We start from the raw sequence: 15,690 nt of genomic DNA, 5'->3' as shown, positions 1-15,690 counted from the left end.
GATTAGTGAGCTTCCTTGTTATTGTTGTTTGAACCAATCAAATGCTGCACGGCCCGCTCCATTTTCATGGAACGGGAGCCCTTGATTAATACTGTTGCATCCGAACGGCCGGACAAATGCGCATCGAGCGCTGCCAGCAAGCCGTCGAACTGTTCGAAATACTCCACGACCGTGCCTGATTCCTGGCTGGCGGCTGCCTGCGCCGCATTCACCAGATGGCGCGCCAGGCCGCCCGTCGCCAGCACGTGTTCGATGCCTTTGGCGGCGGCGTAGGCGCCGATCTCTTCGTGGAACTGCTGCCCTTGCGTACCAACTTCGGCCATCTCGCCCAGCACCAGGATGCGCGGCTTTGCTGCCTGCGCCAGCACGTCGATGGCCGCCTTCACCGAATCCGGATTGGCGTTGTAGCTGTCGTCGATGATGGTGGCGCCGTTGGCGGCACGTTTTTTCTGCAGACGGCCGTTCACGGGAGAAAACGCCTCCAGGCCCTGCTTGATATGTTCTGGCGCGATGCCGGCGCCGATCGCGCATGCCACGGCCGCCAGCGCATTGCGCACATTGTGTTCGCCCGCCGCCTGCAAGCCGACGAAGAACTGGCGCAAGCTGCCATCAGTTGCGCGCACGCTGACGAACAGGTCGCTGCCAAAGTCCTCGGCCGCGCGGTGCGTGCAGCTGACATCCGCCTCCTTCGACAAACCAAAGGTGATGACGGCGCGCGCGCCGGCCAGTTCGCGCCACAGGGGCGTGAACTCATCGCCATGCGGGAAGACGGCCACGCCGTCGTCGGCCAATGCCGCCAGCGCGGCGCCGTTTTCGCGCGCCACCGCTTCGACCGTATGCATGAATTCCTGGTGCTCGCGCTGCGCGTTGTTGACCATCGCCAGGGTCGGCGCGGTGATCGCGGCCAGACGCGCAATTTCTCCCGGATGGTTCATGCCCATCTCGATGACGGCCGCCTTGTGTTCTTCATTCAGGCGGAACAGGGTCAATGGCACGCCGATCTCGTTATTCAGGTTGCCGCGCGTGGCCAGGCGCGCCTCTTCGCCGAAAGCCGCCGCCAGGATGGATGCAATCATCTCCTTGACGGTGGTCTTGCCGTTGCTGCCGGTGACGCCGATGACGGGCACATTGAAACGGCTACGCCAGAAATTGGCGATGCGGCCCAGCGCGACCAGGGTATCGGGCACCACGATGGCCGCTACCTTGCCGCTGTCCCAGCCTGCGGGCAGGCGCTCGACCACCACGGCGGCGACGCCGCGGGCGGCCACCTGCTCGAGGAAGTCGTGGGCGTCGAAACTCTCGCCGCGCAGGGCGACGAAGAGCGAACCGGCCTGGGCGCTGCGGCTGTCGGTGGAGACACCGTCAAAAACGGCGTCGCCCTTCAGCTGCGCGCCGTCCAGCGACGGCATCAGTTCTGTCAGGGGGCCGCGCATCAGTTCGTCCTCATCATGGTCAGGCGCGCGGACAGGGCCAGCTGCGCATGGTCGGCGTCGGAGAACGGCAGTTTCTTGCCCTTGATTTCCTGGTACGGCTCATGGCCCTTGCCCGCCAACAGGATCACGTCCGGCTTGGCCGCGTGCTTGATGGCCGACAGGATGGCGGCGGCGCGGTCTTCGATGGCCTGCGGCTGCGGGCCGTCTGCGCGCATGCCGGCGACGATCTGCGCGATGATGGCGTGCGGGTCTTCGCTGCGCGGATTGTCGCTGGTGACGAGCACGTGATCGGCCAGTTGCGCGATGGCGCCCATCTGCGGACGCTTGCCCGGATCGCGGTCGCCGCCGCAGCCGAACACGCACCACAGCTGGCCGCCCCGCTCCTGCGCCACCTGGCGCAAGGCGGCCAGGGTCTTTTCCAGCGCGTCCGGCGTATGCGCGTAATCGATGACGACCATCGGTGCTTCCTGGCCGCCCACCTGCTGCATGCGGCCCGGGGCTGGCTGCAAGGATTCGATGCCGTCGATGGCGGCGCGCAGGCCGGTGCCGTGCGCCAGCAAGGCGCCCAGCACGGCCAGCGCGTTGCTGATATTGAAGTGGCCCACCAGCTGCGTCTTGACCAGCGCCACGCCCAGCGCGCATTCGAGGTGGAAGTCGGTGCCGGCATTGCGGCTGCGGAACTGGCTGGCGCGCAGCATCAGCACGCCCGGCAGGTCGGGCAAGGCGGCCGCATCCTGCAGGGTGTAGCCGATGACGGGATATTCGCCGGCCAGCTTGCCATCCACGTGCGCCGCCAGGCGCAAACCCATGGGGTCGTCCAGGTTGATGACGGCCGTTTTCAGGCCGGGCCAGTCGAACAGCTTGACCTTGGCCGCCTCGTAGGCCGCCATGTCGCCATGGTAGTCGAGGTGGTCGCGCGTCAGATTGGTAAACATGGCGACGTCAAAATGCATGCCGGCCGCGCGGTCCTGGTCCAGGCCGATCGACGACACTTCGATGGCGACGGCCTTGGCGCCAGCGTCGCGCATGGCGGCCAGCTTGCGTGCCAGCAGCACGGCGTCGGGCGTGGTGTAGCCGGTGACGTCGAATTCGATGGCGCCGCGCGGCTTGCACAGGCCCACGCCCAACGTCCCGATGACGGACGAGGTTTCGCCCAGGCGCGCCAGGGCCTGCGCCAGCCACAGCGCGCACGAAGTCTTGCCGTTCGTGCCCGTCACGCCGGCGCTGAACATGGCGCTGTCGGGCATGTCGTAGAAAGCATGCGCCACAGGGCCGGCCAGGCGTTTCAGGTCGCTGACCAGCAGGTGCGGCACGCTCCAAGCGGCGTTCCATTCCACGGCGTCATGCACGATGGCGGCGGCGCCCTGCGCGATGGCGGCGGCGATGAAATCGGTGGCGCCCGCATAGGCGAAAAACACGTCGCCGCGCTGCACGCGGCGCGAATCGGACGTCAGCTGCCCGGACGGGGCAGCCGTTTTGATCCACAAACTGATGTCTTGTATGGTCATGAGTGACTTCACATGGCCTCCGGGCCGGCATTGGCCGGGACCACGATTTCGGTAACGGAGGAATCGGGCGGTACGTTCATCGCGCGCAGCGCGTTGGTCGCAATCGCCGCGAAAGCGGGAGCGGCGACCTGGCCGCCATAGTGGGCGGGGCCGGTCGGTTCATCGATCATCACGGCGATGATGAAGCGCGGCGCCGACATCGGCACCATGCCCACGAAAGAGCCGATGTACTTGCGCGGCATCGCATAGCGGCCGTTTTCCACCTTATAGGCGGTACCCGTCTTGCCGCCCACGCGGTAGCCAGCAACCTGGGCGCGCTTGGCCGAGCCGTGCGCGCCGGAGACCACCAGTTCGAGCATGGCGCGCATTTCGGCGGCCGTCTTCGGCTTGATCACTTGCTGGCCCACGGGCAGTTCATTGACCTTCTGGAACGACAGGGGAATCGTGTCGCCGTCGCGCGCGAACATCATGTAGGAACGCGCCAGCTGGATCAGCGACACGGAAATGCCGTTACCGTAGCTCATGGTCGCCTGTTCCACCGGGCGCCACGATTTATATGGACGCACGCGGCCGGCCACAGCGCCGGGGAAGCCCCATTTCGGCTGCTGGCCGAAGCCGACCTTGGTAAACATTTCCCACATTTCCTGCGACGGCATGCCCAGCGCGATCTTCGAGGTGCCGATGTTCGACGACATCTCGATGATTTCGGAGACGTTGATCACGCCGTGCGGCTTGGTGTCGGTAATCGTGCGGTCGGCGATCGTGTAGCGGCCCGGGCCCGTGTCGATCAAGGTGGTCGGCTTGACCCGGCCCGTGTCGAGCGCCAGCGATACCGTGATCGGCTTCAGGGTCGAACCAGGTTCGAAGGTATCGGTCATGACGCGGTTGCGCAGCTGCTGGCCCGTGAGCTTGCGGCGGTCGTTCGGGTCGTAGCTGGGGTAATTGGCCAGGGCCAGCACTTCGCCCGTGTGCACGTCGAGCACCACGGCGCCGCCGGCCTTGGCGTTGAATTTTTCCACCGCTTCCTTCAGCTGCGTGAAGGCGATGTACTGGATCTTGCTGTCGACGGACAGGGTCAGGTCCTTGCCGTCATGCGGTTCGTGGATGAAGCCGATGTCTTCGACGATGTGGCCCAAGCGGTCCTTGATCACGCGGCGGCTGCCGGTGGTGCCGACGAGGGTTTTCTGCTGCGCCAGTTCCATGCTTTCCTGGCCCACGTCTTCCACGTTGGTAAAGCCCACCACGTGGGTCATCACTTCGCCCTGCGGATAGAAACGCTTGTATTCCTTGCGCTCATCGATGCCGTCGATGCCCAGCTTGGAAATCTTGTCAGCCACATCCATCTCGACCTGTCGCTTCAGGTAAACGAAGCTGCGGTCCGAATCGAGCTTCTTGCGCAATTCGTTGACGTTCATTTCCAGCAGGCCGGCCAGCGCGTTGATTTTCTCGGGCGACGCCTGCAGCACGTCGTCGGGAATGGCCCAGATGGCTTTCACGGGGACGGACGAAGCGAGCACCTGGCCGTTGCGGTCGGTGATCTTGCCGCGCGTGGCCGGCAATTCCAGCGTGCGCTCATAGCGCGCCTTGCCCTGCTTTTGCAGGAACTGCGTCGACACGCCTTGCAGCCACAGGGCGCGCGCGCCCAGGCCGGCGAAAGCGAAGAACAGCAGGAACAGCACGACGCGCGAACGCCAGACGGGCAGACGCACCGCCAGTACGGGGTTCTTCGAGAATGGCACGCCTTTCGATGCCGCCACCCGGCCGTTGCTATTACCGCCCAACTTCATTATTCGCCCTCCGTCAGGTATTGCGTACGCGCCGCCGTCAGCGGCGTCATGCTCAGGTCGCGCCGCGCGATCGATTCGATGCGTTCATGCTTGCCCAAAGTGGACTGGTCCAGCTGCAGTTGCGCCCAGTCGATGTCGAGCTGGCGCGACAGCGCTTGCGCGCGTTCCAGGTCGATCAGCAGGTGGCGCGACTGGTACTGCGCGTTCACCAGCGACAGGCCGCAGCACACCAGCAGGGCCGACAGCAGGACACACAGCTTGCCAGTCATCGGGCGCCGCCGTTTGCAGGGGCGGCCAGCGGCAGGCGCTGCGCCACGCGCATCACGGCCGAGCGCGAACGGGGATTGCCCTCGATCTCGGCGTCGGACGGCTTCATCTTCGAAATCAGCTTCATTTCCGGCTGCGGCAAGTCCACCGCGCGGATCGGCAGGCGGCGGTCAGGCTGCTCCACGTTCGCCTTCGAGGCGAAGAAGCGCTTGACCATGCGGTCTTCCAGCGAATGAAAACTGATCACGGCCATGCGCGCGCCGGGCGCCAGGCAGGCATACGCCTGGTTCAGACCGATCTCGAGATCCTCGAGCTCTTTGTTAATGAAAATGCGGATTGCCTGAAAGGTGCGGGTAGCGGGGTCCTTACCCTTCTCGCGGGTCTTGACGGCGCCTGCCACGATGCCGGCAAGCTGTCGTGTGCTTGAAATTGGCTGGACTGCCCGGCCAGCAACAATCGCCTTTGCAATCTGAAAAGCAAACCGTTCTTCCCCATAATCGCGTATCACTTTCTCTAAATTCTGCTCGGTTTCCACCGCCAGCCACTCGGCCGCGGAAATGCCGCGCGTGGTATCCATGCGCATGTCCAGCGGTCCGTCGTTGCGGAAGCTGAAACCGCGCGCCGCGTCGTCGACCTGCGGCGACGAGATGCCCAGGTCGAGCAAAATGCCGTCCACCTGCCGTACGCCGCGTTCGGCCAGGCTGGCCGTCATGGTGGCAAAGCTGTCATGGACGATTTCAAAGCGAGGGTCGCCGATCTGTTCGGCCGTGGCGATGGCTTGCAAGTCCTTGTCGAAGCCGATCAGGCGCGCGTCGGATGCCAGGCGCGACAGGATCAAGCGGCTATGGCCGCCGCGGCCAAACGTGCCATCGACGTAAACGCCGTGCGCACGGTCGCCCGTCAGGTCGAGCGCATCGACCGCTTCATCGAGCAGCACCGTGCGATGCTGAAATTCCGGCACCGTGAGTTGTGTCATTACGGAGCCTTAGAAAGAAAAATTGGAAAGTACATCGGGGGTGCCGGCATCGATCGCCTGCTGTTCTTTGTCGGCCAATTTGGCGGCATCCCATATTTCAAAGTGGCTGCCCATGCCGATCATCATGACTTCGCGCGCCAGCCCGACGGCATTGCGCAATTCGGGCGAGATCAGCACGCGGCCCGCCGAGTCCAGCTCGACGTCGACGGCGTTGCCGAGGAAGATGCGCTGCCAGGCGCGCGCCGACATGGGCCAGGCGGCGATCTGCTGGCGGTGGCTTTCCCACACGGGACGGGGGAAAAACAGCAGGCAGCCATCGGGGTGTTTGGTCAGCGTCAAACGGCCTTCGCATTGAATCGCCAGCGCGTCACGGTGCTTGGCAGGGATAGACATCCTGCCTTTGGCATCGAGATTGATTGCGGACGCGCCTTGAAACACGGAAGACCTTTTTTTGAGCTTGGCTTGCGACGCTTGCGCATCGCGATGAAAAGGGAAAATTTCCCACAAAAACACACTTTTTCACACAGTTGCCCACTTTAGAGGAAGCAAAGATAGTGGTCAAGCGGTTTCCGATTGGTAAAACAGGAATTTTATTAATGAAATTAAGGACTTAGCGCATATCGTTGAAGGAGTCTCAAATAAAAATATATCGATAAATTAGATACTTATGAAAGATAGTGAATGTGCTACCTCATCTGCACACATGTGTTTTCCTACCGTAAACATCGAAAAAAACGAAATCAAAAAATTGAATTTTTTACAGTTAGTTGACACATGACAATACTTTCGTCATCCAGGCACAACAGCAATCAGCCGCAGCGAAAGACTTGGTTTAAAGCAAAAAATAATCGCCGATGGCGCGTACCGGCCCTGTTTTCCGGGGCTGGCCTGACGCAGGAAAACTATTTTTGCAATGCAGCAATTAATTGGAAGTCGGAAACTTTAACCAATTGTCCACTTTTAGTTGTATATACAACTTTATCTTTACTGCTATAATTTTAGAAACAAAAAAAGCCCCGTTGCGGGGGCTTTTGGCGCGGCGTGCAGCAGGAAAACCGCTGCCGCCGAGATACTCCCTGGCAAGCCAGGGAGCAGGAATTCCAGTGAAGCAGGCCGATAGGCCGGATTTTGTTACGGCGCATTCCCTTGCAGGTCGGCGCTATGACAGTCATTCCTCTAGGCGCCAGATTACTCGGGCGCTCAAGCTTTCTACCCGCACGCTCCGCGAGCAGCATCATCGCGTGCCTATTTGAAATTGCACCAGGTGGAGGTTACCGCGTTTCACCGTAACTTAATACGCTCGTCTCTGTGGCCCTATTCCTCGCCTTATACCTTGCGGCTTTCAGCGGACGGCCGTTAACCGTCACCCCGCTCTATGGAGTCCGGACCTTCCTCCCGCCAGCGCATTGCTGCGCCGGCCAGCGACTGTCTGGCCTGCTTCACCCGCCATTGTACCGCGCCGCAGCATGTTTCTGCAAAAGCGCGCCACGCCAGCCGGGGGATTGTGTAATTCGGTGTCGCCATTTCAAAAGCCGGGCCAAATCGGCTCACATAGAATGGGGCAAGCTGCTTGCATGCAGGCGCATGCGCACCGCTTGCCCCATTTTATTTGCCACCCAACTAGAATATAAAGAGCCGAACATGACGCAACAACCCCGTACCGGCGGCCAGATCCTGGTCGATGCCCTGCAGATCCACGGTGTCGACACCGCCTTTGGCGTGCCTGGCGAAAGCTACCTCGACGTGCTCGACGCCCTGCACGATTCGGGCATCCGCTTCATCATCAACCGCCAGGAAGGCGGTGCCGCCTTCATGGCCGAAGCCTACGGCAAGCTGACGGGCAAGCCGGGCATCTGTTTCGTCACGCGCGGGCCGGGCGCCACCAACGCCTCGATCGGCGTGCACACGGCTTACCAGGACTCCACCCCGATGATCCTGTTCATCGGCCAGGTGGGCAATGATTTCGTCGACCGCGAAGCATTCCAGGAAATCGACTACCGTCGCATGTACGGCCAGATGGCCAAGTGGGTGGCGCAGATCGACCGCGCCGAGCGCATCCCCGAATACCTGGCGCGCGCCTTCCAGGTCGCCACCAGCGGGCGCCCCGGCCCCGTCGTGCTGGCCTTGCCGGAAGACATGCTGATCTCCATGGCGACTGTCGCCGATACGCGCGCCTACCAAGCCGTGCAGGCGGCGCCATCCGACGCCCAGCTGCAGCAGCTGCGCAGCATGCTGGCGACGGCGAAGCAGCCGCTGGTCTTGCTGGGCGGCACCACCTGGACGCCGCAAGCGTGCGCCGACCTGCAGCAGTTCGCGGAAAGCAACCACCTGCCCGTCGCCTGCGCCTTCCGCTTCCAGGACTTGCTCGACAATGCGCACCCGAACTACATCGGCGACGTCGGCATCGGCATCAACCCGAAACTGGCCGCGCGTGTGAAAAATGCCGACCTGGTCATCGCCATCGGCCCGCGTCTGGGCGAAATGACGACGGGCGGCTACACCCTGTTCGACTCGCCCGTGCCGCGCCAGCGCCTGGTACACATCCATACGGATGCCGAGGAACTGGGCAGCGTTTACCAGGCCGAGCTGATGATCAACAGCGGCATGCCGCAGGTCTGCGCCATGCTGGCCGCCATGGTCCCCGTCGATGCTTCCGCGTGGCAACATACGCTGGCCGAAGCGAAGGCCGAACTGGCCGCCTACCAGGAGCAGCCGCCCATCTTCCAGGATGGCCAGGCGCCGCTGGACCTGTGGCAAGTGACGCAGGAGATCATGGCGCAGGTGCCGGCCGACACCATCCTGACGAACGGCGCCGGCAATTACGCCTCGTGGGCACACCGTTTTTATCGCTACGGCGGCATGCGCACACAGCTGGCGCCGACGAATGGCGCCATGGGCTACGGCGTGCCGTCGGGCGTGGCGGCGAAGATCGTGCATCCGGAGCGCACCGTCATCACCTTCGCCGGCGATGGCGAATACATGATGAATGGCCAGGAACTGGCCACGGCCGTCCAATACCAGGCGGGCGTCGTCATCATCGTCTTCAATAACCAGATGTTCGGCACCATCCGCATGCACCAGGAACGCGATTACCCGGGCCGCGTGTCGGGCACGACCCTGCACAACCCGGATTTTGCGGCGCTGGCGCAAGCGTATGGCGCGCATGGCGCAGTGGTGAATACGACGGAAGAGTTCGCCCCTGCCCTGCAGCGGGCGCTGGCGCACGCCAGGGCGCACAACTTGCCGGCCCTGATCGAGCTGCGCTATGACGGCAACCTGATCACGCCGAACGCGACGCTCGCCACCATCCGCGCGAATGCGGAAAAGGCGCAAGCGGCCCAATAAGCCTCTTGCCAAGCGAGAAATAACAAAGGCCCGGTCGATACCGGGCCTTTTTCATGTGCAAGTCACAACCGCGTCAGGCGGCGGGCGCCTCGGCGCCGTCCTGCGCTGGCGCCTGCGCCGGCGCTTCCGGCATCGGCGGGCATGGCGTGCAGTTTTTCAGGGGGCGGCCGAAATCGCGCACGCGGCTCAGTTTCATCGGCATGCGCACGTTGCCGCCGCAGTAATCGCCTTCCAGGGTCAGGGTCTGGCCATCCTTGGAAAACTTGCCGACGATGGTGCGCTCTTCGCTGTCGGCGCCGGCGATGGTGAAATCGAAGGCGCCCGTGGCGGCGTCCAGGTTGACGTCGTTGGCCACGATAGGCCAGCTCAGGGCGCCTGCCGTGAATTCATAGATGACGGAATCGGCCTCGACAAAGCGGTGCAGAGTGACGCGCTGGCCGCCGATTTCGCCGCTATCCTTCTGCAGGCACAGGTCGGAGTAGACGGCCACGCCGTAGCGCTCCAGTCCGGCCGGCTTCTTGCCCTTGACGGCAGCGACAGCGGCGCCCGTGGCGCCAGCGAGCAGCAGCGCGGCCAGCATGGCGGCCAAGCGCGGCGATTTCAATGAATTCATGGCATTCCTTTACTTGAGTAACGGCGCCATTATAACCGGCGCCGCGAATGCAAAAACGCGCCGCCAGGACTAGCCTGGAGACGCGTTTCCTTGCTGATAGACATCCCCGAGGGGATGTCTGCAGCGGTACTAAGCTTCGCTTGCGCGAATATTAGAACGAGTGACGAACGCCAACGTTGAAGGCTTTGTCGCCCGTACCAACATTGCTGTTGTTACCAACGGTGTAGCCAGCGTTGTTTTTGTTCTTGATCTTAGCGTACGAAGCGTAGGTGCTGGTGCGCTTCGACAGAGCGTACGAGTAGCCCAGTGCCCATTGATCAGCGTCAGCATTGGCGGCGGTTTTGTCGTTCGTGCGGATGAACGAAGCCATTACGGTGCCAGCTGGGCCAACAGGTACGGTTGCGCCGACCAGGATGTTGTTGCTGTCGGTGCTGTAGCCAGCCGAAGTGTAGTTGAACGCGTTAACATTGCCGTTGTTGCGGATGGCGCTGTTTTGGCCTTTGTTTGCGCCGTATGCGACGTAAGCTTTAGCAACTGCGAAGTCGTAGTTAGCTGCAGCCAACCAGTTACGGCCGCTACCGGTTTCGGTCAGCGCGGTGTCGTTGCTGGTGTTGTTGTAAGCGATACGAGCGTTCAGAGGACCGTTCGAGTAGCCAGCCGACGCGCCGATTTTGCGGCCGATTTTGTTCGACTCAGCTTGCTCGCCGAAGGTGTAAGCCACGTCAGCGTCAAAGCCGTTGAAGTTTGGCGAGGTGTACAGCACGGTGTTGCTGGTGCGGGTGTTCGCTGGGAACAAGTTCTTAGCGGAACCAGCGTAGCCAGCTGCGAATGGATCAGCAACTTTCGACAGGGTGTTGTACCAAGGGGTGTATTGACGACCCAGGGTCAGGGTACCGGTCGTTTTGCTGCTCAGACCAACGTAAGCTTGACGGTTGAACAAGGTACCAGCAACGTCTTGTTGACCGTTGTCAACGCCGAAGCCCGATTCCAGAACGAACAGTGCCGACAGGCCGCTGCCCAGATCTTCGGTGCCTTTGAAGCCGATACGGGAAGCCGAAGCAATGCCGCTGTCCAGTTTGTTAACGTTGCCGTTAACACCGCCGCGCTCGCTGACGAAACCAGCGTCAACGGTACCGTAGATAACAACGCTCGATTGAGCTTGGGCTACGCCAGTGGCTGCTGCCAGAACTGCCAGGGTGATCAGAGTTTTTTTCATTGCGATTTCCTTTAATTTTTGAAGCAAAAAGTAATACAGCCTATGCATCTCGAGCTGCGCTCTAGCAGAGCGCTTTTTATGAGTGAGGGCAAGGTCTCCACCTGCCACATTGCTGTTCCGGTCAGGGGAACATTCATATCGGTATCGGCACGCTATTGCACCGATAAGCTTGAAGGCTGCATAACGACCGTCATTCGTGCGCCGGTTCGGTGCTCAAACGGCACCGGAAGCGGCACTATAACGACCGTTTCACATTCCATCAAGTTCCAACATGTTACTTCCGGTACCAGGCCGGGGGCTTTTTCAGGCATCCCGACCATCGCCAACCGTACTACGCGACAGAGCCAGTGCCCCTTGCCAACCAATGCATTGGCCTGATTGACCATTCCATCATAGCGCATGGCATGCTGGCACCCGTTGTATTAGTGCAACAGTATCAGGCGAGTGATTAAAACGTCAACATGCTTTACCCCTCATTTGCCCTCGAAGATTTACGCGATAAAGCGCACAATTTGTCAGGCGATAATGGATAAACGGGACGAAGCATACACGGCATCGCCAATGTTTGCTGCCGAACGCCCAAAAACGGGAAATCTTGCGCCCAATTTTGGTGCGTTGCCGCATTATTCAGGGGCGTAGGCGCCATTTTCGACGTCGGCGCGCGCGTTGGAAAAATAGGCAGAGTGCCAACACAATTACTGACTTTCCGGTAATTTAAATTGCTCACATAGAAATGTTTTCCATGTTTTTCAACCAACGCCGCAACGCTCCGTTTGAAACGGATGAGGACGACTCTTGCTTGCAAATTGCGCATCAGTTGAAACAATTTCTTACAATGTTGCCTTCTGAATATTTTGAGATATTTGTATCCAAAAAACGACACTTTGATTGAAATCAAGTTTTCGCCGGCCCCATTCCACACAATTTACTTTTTCTTTTTCGCATTTTTTGCTTAAAAGCATCAAGAAACAATGCTAGCGCTGGCTTGCGCGCCGGAGCAGGCGCATGAAAGGGCCCAGCAACGGCAGTTTTTCATACAATTCTTCCGCCGCATCCCAATAATCGCGGTGCATGCACACCCGTCCCTGCGCATCGAAGCGCACATGCGTTGCGCCACGAATGCACTGTTCGCCAGATACCAGCCGTTTCATGCGGAAGCGAAACTCCCACGTCAGGAACGCCTGCTCCCCCTGCCCCAGGCTTTCCAGCACGACAAACCGGGGCGCATCGACTTGCACGAACATGTGCTCGAAGATGGCCAGGATGGCGGCATGGCCCACCACTTCGTTGAACGGGTCCTTGAAGCGGGCGTCCGGCGCGTACACGGCGCCCAGCTGGGCCAGGTTTTCCAGGCTCAGGTGCTCGTAAAACGCTACCAGGCGCGCCAGCGGGCCGTCCATGGTTGCGTTCATAGGCCCGTCACCTTGCGGATCAGCCAAAAATAGGCGCGGTACGGCAACAGCCGGGCCAGGCGCATGGTATTCGTGAAGCGCTTGGGAAAGTGGATGTGGAACTGGCCCCGCTCGATGCCGTCGAGCATGGCGGCGGCCGCGTCCTGCGCCGTCATCAGGGCCGGCATGGTGAAATCGTTGTCCGCCGTCAGCGGCGTGGCGACAAAACCAGGGTTGATTTGATACACGTCAATCCCGCGCGGCTGCAAATCCAGATACAGCGACTCCGTCAGGTTGATCAGCGCCGCCTTGCTGGCGCCATATGCGAGCGCCTTCGGCAAGCCGCCATAGCCGGCCACCGAGGCGACGATGCCGATGCCGCCGCTGCCCTGGCGCAACAGCCACGGCAAGGCCTGCTCCAGGCAATTGAAGACGCCGCCCACGTTCAGGGCCAGCAAGCCCTGCGCCGCTTCCAGGTCGAAACTATCGGCGCGCATGGCCTGATAACCGCCCGCCACGACCAGGATGAGGTCGATATGCGTCCACTGCTGCTGCAATTCCAGGCAGACGGCCCGCAGCTGCGCATGCTGGGTGATATCGAGCGGCAAGGCCTGCGCCAGCGGCTGTCCCTCGCACAGCTGCTCCAGGCTGGCGCGGTGGCGGGCCGACAGGGCCACGCAGGCGCCCTGCTCCAGCAGCAAGGCGGCGCAGGCGGCGCCGATGCCGCTCGACGCGCCGATGACCCACACGTGCTTGCCGGCCCAGCCGGTGATCTTGCGATTCATGGGGCCGCCTGCGGACGCTTGTTGAACGACAAAGTGACGGCGCCCAGGCTGAAGCCGAACTTGCTCATGGCGGCACGGTTGAGCATGACCTTCTCATCCATCAGGAACATCCAATCCTCGAAGTCGACGTGGTAGACCGTGCCATCGACGGGCAAGGCCAGCACGTATTGCCAGCGCAGCGCATTGCCGGCCACTTCGCCGATGGCTTCCCCGATCACGTCGGGCGCCGTGCCGATGAAGCGCCCGGGCGCCGTCTTGCGCAAGGTCCACACGCGCCGTTGCCGGCTGCCGTCGGAATACGTGAAATCCTCGTCCAGGGTGCCCGTGTCACCGGCCCAGCTGGCCCGCATCACCACGGTGAAGCGTTTCACGACCTTGCCGGAGCGGTCCTGGAAGATGCCATGGGCGTCGAGCGTGCCGTTGAAGTACTGCTGCAAGTCCAGTTTCGGCAATTCCTGCGCGTACATGGCAGGCAGGGGCGGCGTGGAACAGGCGGCCAGCGCCAGCAGCAAGGCAGCCGCCATGCCGCGTGTACACAATGTCATGAGGCGCATGCGTGGTTCTCCCGATGTTCGCTATATATATGTTGCAAGGGCGCGCGCCACAGCAGCAGCGCCGCCAGCAGTTTCAAGGCACAGGGCAGCAAGGCGTACGCCGCCGCCAGGGCCGGCAAGCCTTTGCTGCTGCCCGGCACATAGCCCAGCCAGCCCAGCAGTGGCAAGGCAATGCCGGCCGCCAGCGCCAGGCTCATTTGCACGCCCCAGTTCCACCAGCCGAAATACGCCGCTTCATGCCGCCCGGCATGGCCGGCCGCGCCGATCAATCCCGCCAGCAAGGCCGGCGGCAAGGCCAGGTCGGCGCCCAGCGCCAGGCCCGACAGCAGGCAGATGGCGGCAAAGCCCCAGGCGGCGCCCGCGCCCAGGCCATATGCCCAGACAAACACGGTCGCGGCCAGCAGCATGGCACCGCCCCAGGCGCGCGCCTCGCCAAAACGGCGCGCCAGCGCCACCCACACGGGCATCGAGGCGGCCGCCGCGCAAAAATAGACGATCAGGAACGGCCCCGCATAATGGCCCAGGCGCAGATAATCGCCGGCAAAGAACAGGAACAGGGTGGCGGGAATGGCGGCGGCCACGCCATTGACGAGCAGAACGGCAAACAGCCAGCGAAACGCGCGCTGGCGAAATGGCAACTGCCAGCCGCCACGGGACGCTGCCAGCGCGACGCCGGATGAGGCCGGACGCGGGGCGCGCGCCAGCAGCAACGCCCCCGCCGCCAGCAGGCAGGTGGCAAAGGCCAGCGACAAGCCGTCATAGCCGAGCACGGAAGTCAGTCCGGCCGCCAGGATCACGCCCAGCAAGCCGCAGCCTTCGCGCACGGCCGCCACCCGCGCCCGCTGCGTGGACGCCTGGGTGAGCGCCGCGCCCCAGCTCTGGTGCGCGATGCCGGCCAGGCCATAGGCCGTGTAGACGAGCAGCAAGGCTGCCAGGAACCAGGCCAAGGTGGCCCCGTGCGACAGGGATGGCGGATGGAACAGCGCGCCAAAGCCCAGCAGCAGCAAGGGCAGCGCGGCGGCGACATACACGGCATAGCTGCGCCCGCCGCGCGCCATCCAGGCGCCCAGGGCGGGATCGATGAAGGCGGCGGCGATGCGAGCCGCCAGCAACACGGCGCCGATCTGCGCCAGATCAAGACTGCTGCGCTGCGCATAAAACGGCGCCACATAGATATAGATGGGCAGCGCCAGCATGGCAAGCGGCAAGCCGAACAGGCCATAACTGAACAAGGCCGGCAAGCTCAACACGCTGGCCCCGGCGTTCATGGCAGCGGCGCCGCACTCTGCAGCAAGGCCGCGCGCAGCTTGGGCGCCGTCGATTCAGGCGACAGCCAGATGGCAAAAAACGCGCGCGCAAAGTCGCCGTCGCTCACATCGGCCAGCATCTTGCCGTCGAGATAAAAGCGCACGCCGGGCGCGATGCCGGCCCGGTAGGCGCCCGCGATGCGCTGGCCTTCCTTCACATCCGGGAAGATGCGCTGCATGGTGCCCAGCCACGCCAGGCGCTGCTCCGGCGTGCCGGCGCCGATTTTCTGCATCTGTTCATAACTGGCTTCGGCGATCTTCTTGCCGTCGAGCGAGCGCGCGTAGCGCAATTCCAGCACAAACGGCGCCGTTGCCGACGCCGCGCCCTGGTAACCGTTCGCGCCCACCCACAGTTGCGCCCGATAAATACGCATGCCGAACCACGTGTATTCGCCCTCCCCCGCCAGGCGGGCTTCGGGCACGTCGGCGGCGACAAAGGCCGGCGGCGCGGCCGCGGCGCCCAACATGGTCAATGACAGCACAACAGTGGCAAGCAAGCGGCGCATGG

General features: G+C 62.4%; 14 protein-coding genes and 1 other RNA gene. 1 reads left to right on the top strand and 14 read right to left on the bottom strand.

The window, feature by feature from the left end; genetic code table 11:
* Positions 1-2: 2 nt before the first annotated feature.
* The 7 genes from ACQ4WQ_RS25980 to rnpB form a co-directional block, all read right to left on the bottom strand.
* Positions 3-1,433, bottom strand: a complete 1,431-nt coding sequence (locus ACQ4WQ_RS25980; RefSeq protein ID WP_436501015.1) for a UDP-N-acetylmuramoyl-tripeptide--D-alanyl-D-alanine ligase — start codon at positions 1,431-1,433, stop codon at positions 3-5.
* The gene (locus ACQ4WQ_RS25975; RefSeq protein WP_436501013.1) at positions 1,433-2,941 is read right to left on the bottom strand and encodes a UDP-N-acetylmuramoyl-L-alanyl-D-glutamate--2,6-diaminopimelate ligase; all 1,509 of its coding nucleotides are present in this window, start codon (positions 2,939-2,941) and stop codon (positions 1,433-1,435) included. The genes ACQ4WQ_RS25980 and ACQ4WQ_RS25975 overlap by 1 nt, the downstream gene beginning before the upstream one ends.
* 8 nt (positions 2,942-2,949) lie before the next feature.
* On the bottom strand, positions 2,950-4,728 hold the full coding sequence (locus ACQ4WQ_RS25970) for a peptidoglycan D,D-transpeptidase FtsI family protein (protein ID WP_152254313.1): 1,779 nt from the start codon (positions 4,726-4,728) through the stop codon (positions 2,950-2,952).
* On the bottom strand, positions 4,728-4,997 hold the full coding sequence (ftsL, locus tag ACQ4WQ_RS25965; protein ID WP_326458273.1) for a cell division protein FtsL: 270 nt from the start codon (positions 4,995-4,997) through the stop codon (positions 4,728-4,730). The genes ACQ4WQ_RS25970 and ftsL overlap by 1 nt, the downstream gene beginning before the upstream one ends.
* Complete coding sequence (gene rsmH / locus ACQ4WQ_RS25960) at positions 4,994-5,971, bottom strand: 16S rRNA (cytosine(1402)-N(4))-methyltransferase RsmH (protein WP_436501011.1); 978 nt, start codon at positions 5,969-5,971, stop codon at positions 4,994-4,996. Before rsmH ends, ftsL begins: the two co-directional genes overlap by 4 nt.
* A 9-nt stretch (positions 5,972-5,980) precedes the next feature.
* Positions 5,981-6,409 carry a division/cell wall cluster transcriptional repressor MraZ gene (mraZ, locus tag ACQ4WQ_RS25955; RefSeq protein WP_034748899.1) on the bottom strand — a complete coding sequence of 143 codons (429 nt, stop codon included), beginning with the start codon at positions 6,407-6,409 and terminating at the stop codon, positions 5,981-5,983.
* A 663-nt stretch (positions 6,410-7,072) separates the two neighbouring features.
* Positions 7,073-7,412: RNase P RNA component class A (rnpB, locus tag ACQ4WQ_RS25950), an RNA gene on the bottom strand.
* Between the two features lie 200 nt (positions 7,413-7,612).
* Between rnpB and ACQ4WQ_RS25945 the strand changes: the two genes are divergently transcribed.
* Complete coding sequence (locus ACQ4WQ_RS25945; protein ID WP_436501009.1) at positions 7,613-9,316, top strand: thiamine pyrophosphate-binding protein; 1,704 nt, start codon at positions 7,613-7,615, stop codon at positions 9,314-9,316.
* 73 nt (positions 9,317-9,389) lie between these two features.
* Here ACQ4WQ_RS25945 and ACQ4WQ_RS25940 read toward each other — a convergent pair whose 3' ends face one another.
* From ACQ4WQ_RS25940 to ACQ4WQ_RS25910, 7 genes are all read right to left on the bottom strand, one after another.
* Complete coding sequence (locus ACQ4WQ_RS25940) at positions 9,390-9,929, bottom strand: hypothetical protein (RefSeq protein WP_436501007.1); 540 nt, start codon at positions 9,927-9,929, stop codon at positions 9,390-9,392.
* 151 nt (positions 9,930-10,080) lie between these two features.
* Positions 10,081-11,145: a porin gene (locus ACQ4WQ_RS25935; RefSeq protein ID WP_215405644.1), complete on the bottom strand. Its 1,065-nt coding sequence runs from the start codon at positions 11,143-11,145 to the stop codon at positions 10,081-10,083.
* A gap of 974 nt (positions 11,146-12,119) precedes the next feature.
* Positions 12,120-12,557, bottom strand: coding sequence for a nuclear transport factor 2 family protein (locus ACQ4WQ_RS25930; protein ID WP_436501005.1), 438 nt, complete (start codon positions 12,555-12,557; stop codon positions 12,120-12,122).
* On the bottom strand, positions 12,554-13,321 hold the full coding sequence (locus ACQ4WQ_RS25925) for an SDR family NAD(P)-dependent oxidoreductase (RefSeq protein WP_436501003.1): 768 nt from the start codon (positions 13,319-13,321) through the stop codon (positions 12,554-12,556). The genes ACQ4WQ_RS25930 and ACQ4WQ_RS25925 overlap by 4 nt, the downstream gene beginning before the upstream one ends.
* Complete coding sequence (locus ACQ4WQ_RS25920; protein WP_436501001.1) at positions 13,318-13,875, bottom strand: DUF3833 domain-containing protein; 558 nt, start codon at positions 13,873-13,875, stop codon at positions 13,318-13,320. Before ACQ4WQ_RS25920 ends, ACQ4WQ_RS25925 begins: the two co-directional genes overlap by 4 nt.
* Positions 13,863-15,143, bottom strand: a complete 1,281-nt coding sequence (locus tag ACQ4WQ_RS25915) for an MFS transporter (RefSeq protein ID WP_436500999.1) — start codon at positions 15,141-15,143, stop codon at positions 13,863-13,865. Before ACQ4WQ_RS25915 ends, ACQ4WQ_RS25920 begins: the two co-directional genes overlap by 13 nt.
* Positions 15,140-15,688 carry a chalcone isomerase family protein gene (locus ACQ4WQ_RS25910; RefSeq protein WP_436500997.1) on the bottom strand — a complete coding sequence of 183 codons (549 nt, stop codon included), beginning with the start codon at positions 15,686-15,688 and terminating at the stop codon, positions 15,140-15,142. The genes ACQ4WQ_RS25915 and ACQ4WQ_RS25910 overlap by 4 nt, the downstream gene beginning before the upstream one ends.
* Positions 15,689-15,690: the final 2 nt, after the last annotated feature.

This window comes from Janthinobacterium goodfellowi (assembly GCF_051380695.1).
In the GTDB taxonomy this organism is placed as follows: Bacteria; Pseudomonadota; Gammaproteobacteria; order Burkholderiales; family Burkholderiaceae_D; genus Janthinobacterium.
Note: the sequence above shows the minus strand (reverse complement) of the source record. Positions and strands in the feature narration are given on the sequence as shown.

What these genes read in the sequence shown, in the direction of transcription:
- ACQ4WQ_RS25970 (WP_152254313.1), bottom strand. Translation starts at nt 4,728, where the DNA reads ATGAAGTTGGGCGGTAATAGCAACGGCCGGGTGGCGGCATCGAAAGGC.
- ACQ4WQ_RS25910 (WP_436500997.1), bottom strand. Translation starts at nt 15,688, where the DNA reads ATGCGCCGCTTGCTTGCCACTGTTGTGCTGTCATTGACCATGTTGGGC.
- ACQ4WQ_RS25930 (WP_436501005.1), bottom strand. Translation starts at nt 12,557, where the DNA reads ATGAACGCAACCATGGACGGCCCGCTGGCGCGCCTGGTAGCGTTTTAC.
- rsmH (WP_436501011.1), bottom strand. Translation starts at nt 5,971, where the DNA reads ATGACACAACTCACGGTGCCGGAATTTCAGCATCGCACGGTGCTGCTC.
- ACQ4WQ_RS25920 (WP_436501001.1), bottom strand. Translation starts at nt 13,875, where the DNA reads ATGCGCCTCATGACATTGTGTACACGCGGCATGGCGGCTGCCTTGCTG.
- ACQ4WQ_RS25925 (WP_436501003.1), bottom strand. Translation starts at nt 13,321, where the DNA reads ATGAATCGCAAGATCACCGGCTGGGCCGGCAAGCACGTGTGGGTCATC.
- ACQ4WQ_RS25915 (WP_436500999.1), bottom strand. Translation starts at nt 15,143, where the DNA reads ATGAACGCCGGGGCCAGCGTGTTGAGCTTGCCGGCCTTGTTCAGTTAT.
- ACQ4WQ_RS25980 (WP_436501015.1), bottom strand. Translation starts at nt 1,433, where the DNA reads ATGCGCGGCCCCCTGACAGAACTGATGCCGTCGCTGGACGGCGCGCAG.
- ACQ4WQ_RS25935 (WP_215405644.1), bottom strand. Translation starts at nt 11,145, where the DNA reads ATGAAAAAAACTCTGATCACCCTGGCAGTTCTGGCAGCAGCCACTGGC.
- ftsL (WP_326458273.1), bottom strand. Translation starts at nt 4,997, where the DNA reads ATGACTGGCAAGCTGTGTGTCCTGCTGTCGGCCCTGCTGGTGTGCTGC.
- ACQ4WQ_RS25975 (WP_436501013.1), bottom strand. Translation starts at nt 2,941, where the DNA reads ATGACCATACAAGACATCAGTTTGTGGATCAAAACGGCTGCCCCGTCC.
- ACQ4WQ_RS25940 (WP_436501007.1), bottom strand. Translation starts at nt 9,929, where the DNA reads ATGAATTCATTGAAATCGCCGCGCTTGGCCGCCATGCTGGCCGCGCTG.
- ACQ4WQ_RS25945 (WP_436501009.1), top strand. Translation starts at nt 7,613, where the DNA reads ATGACGCAACAACCCCGTACCGGCGGCCAGATCCTGGTCGATGCCCTG.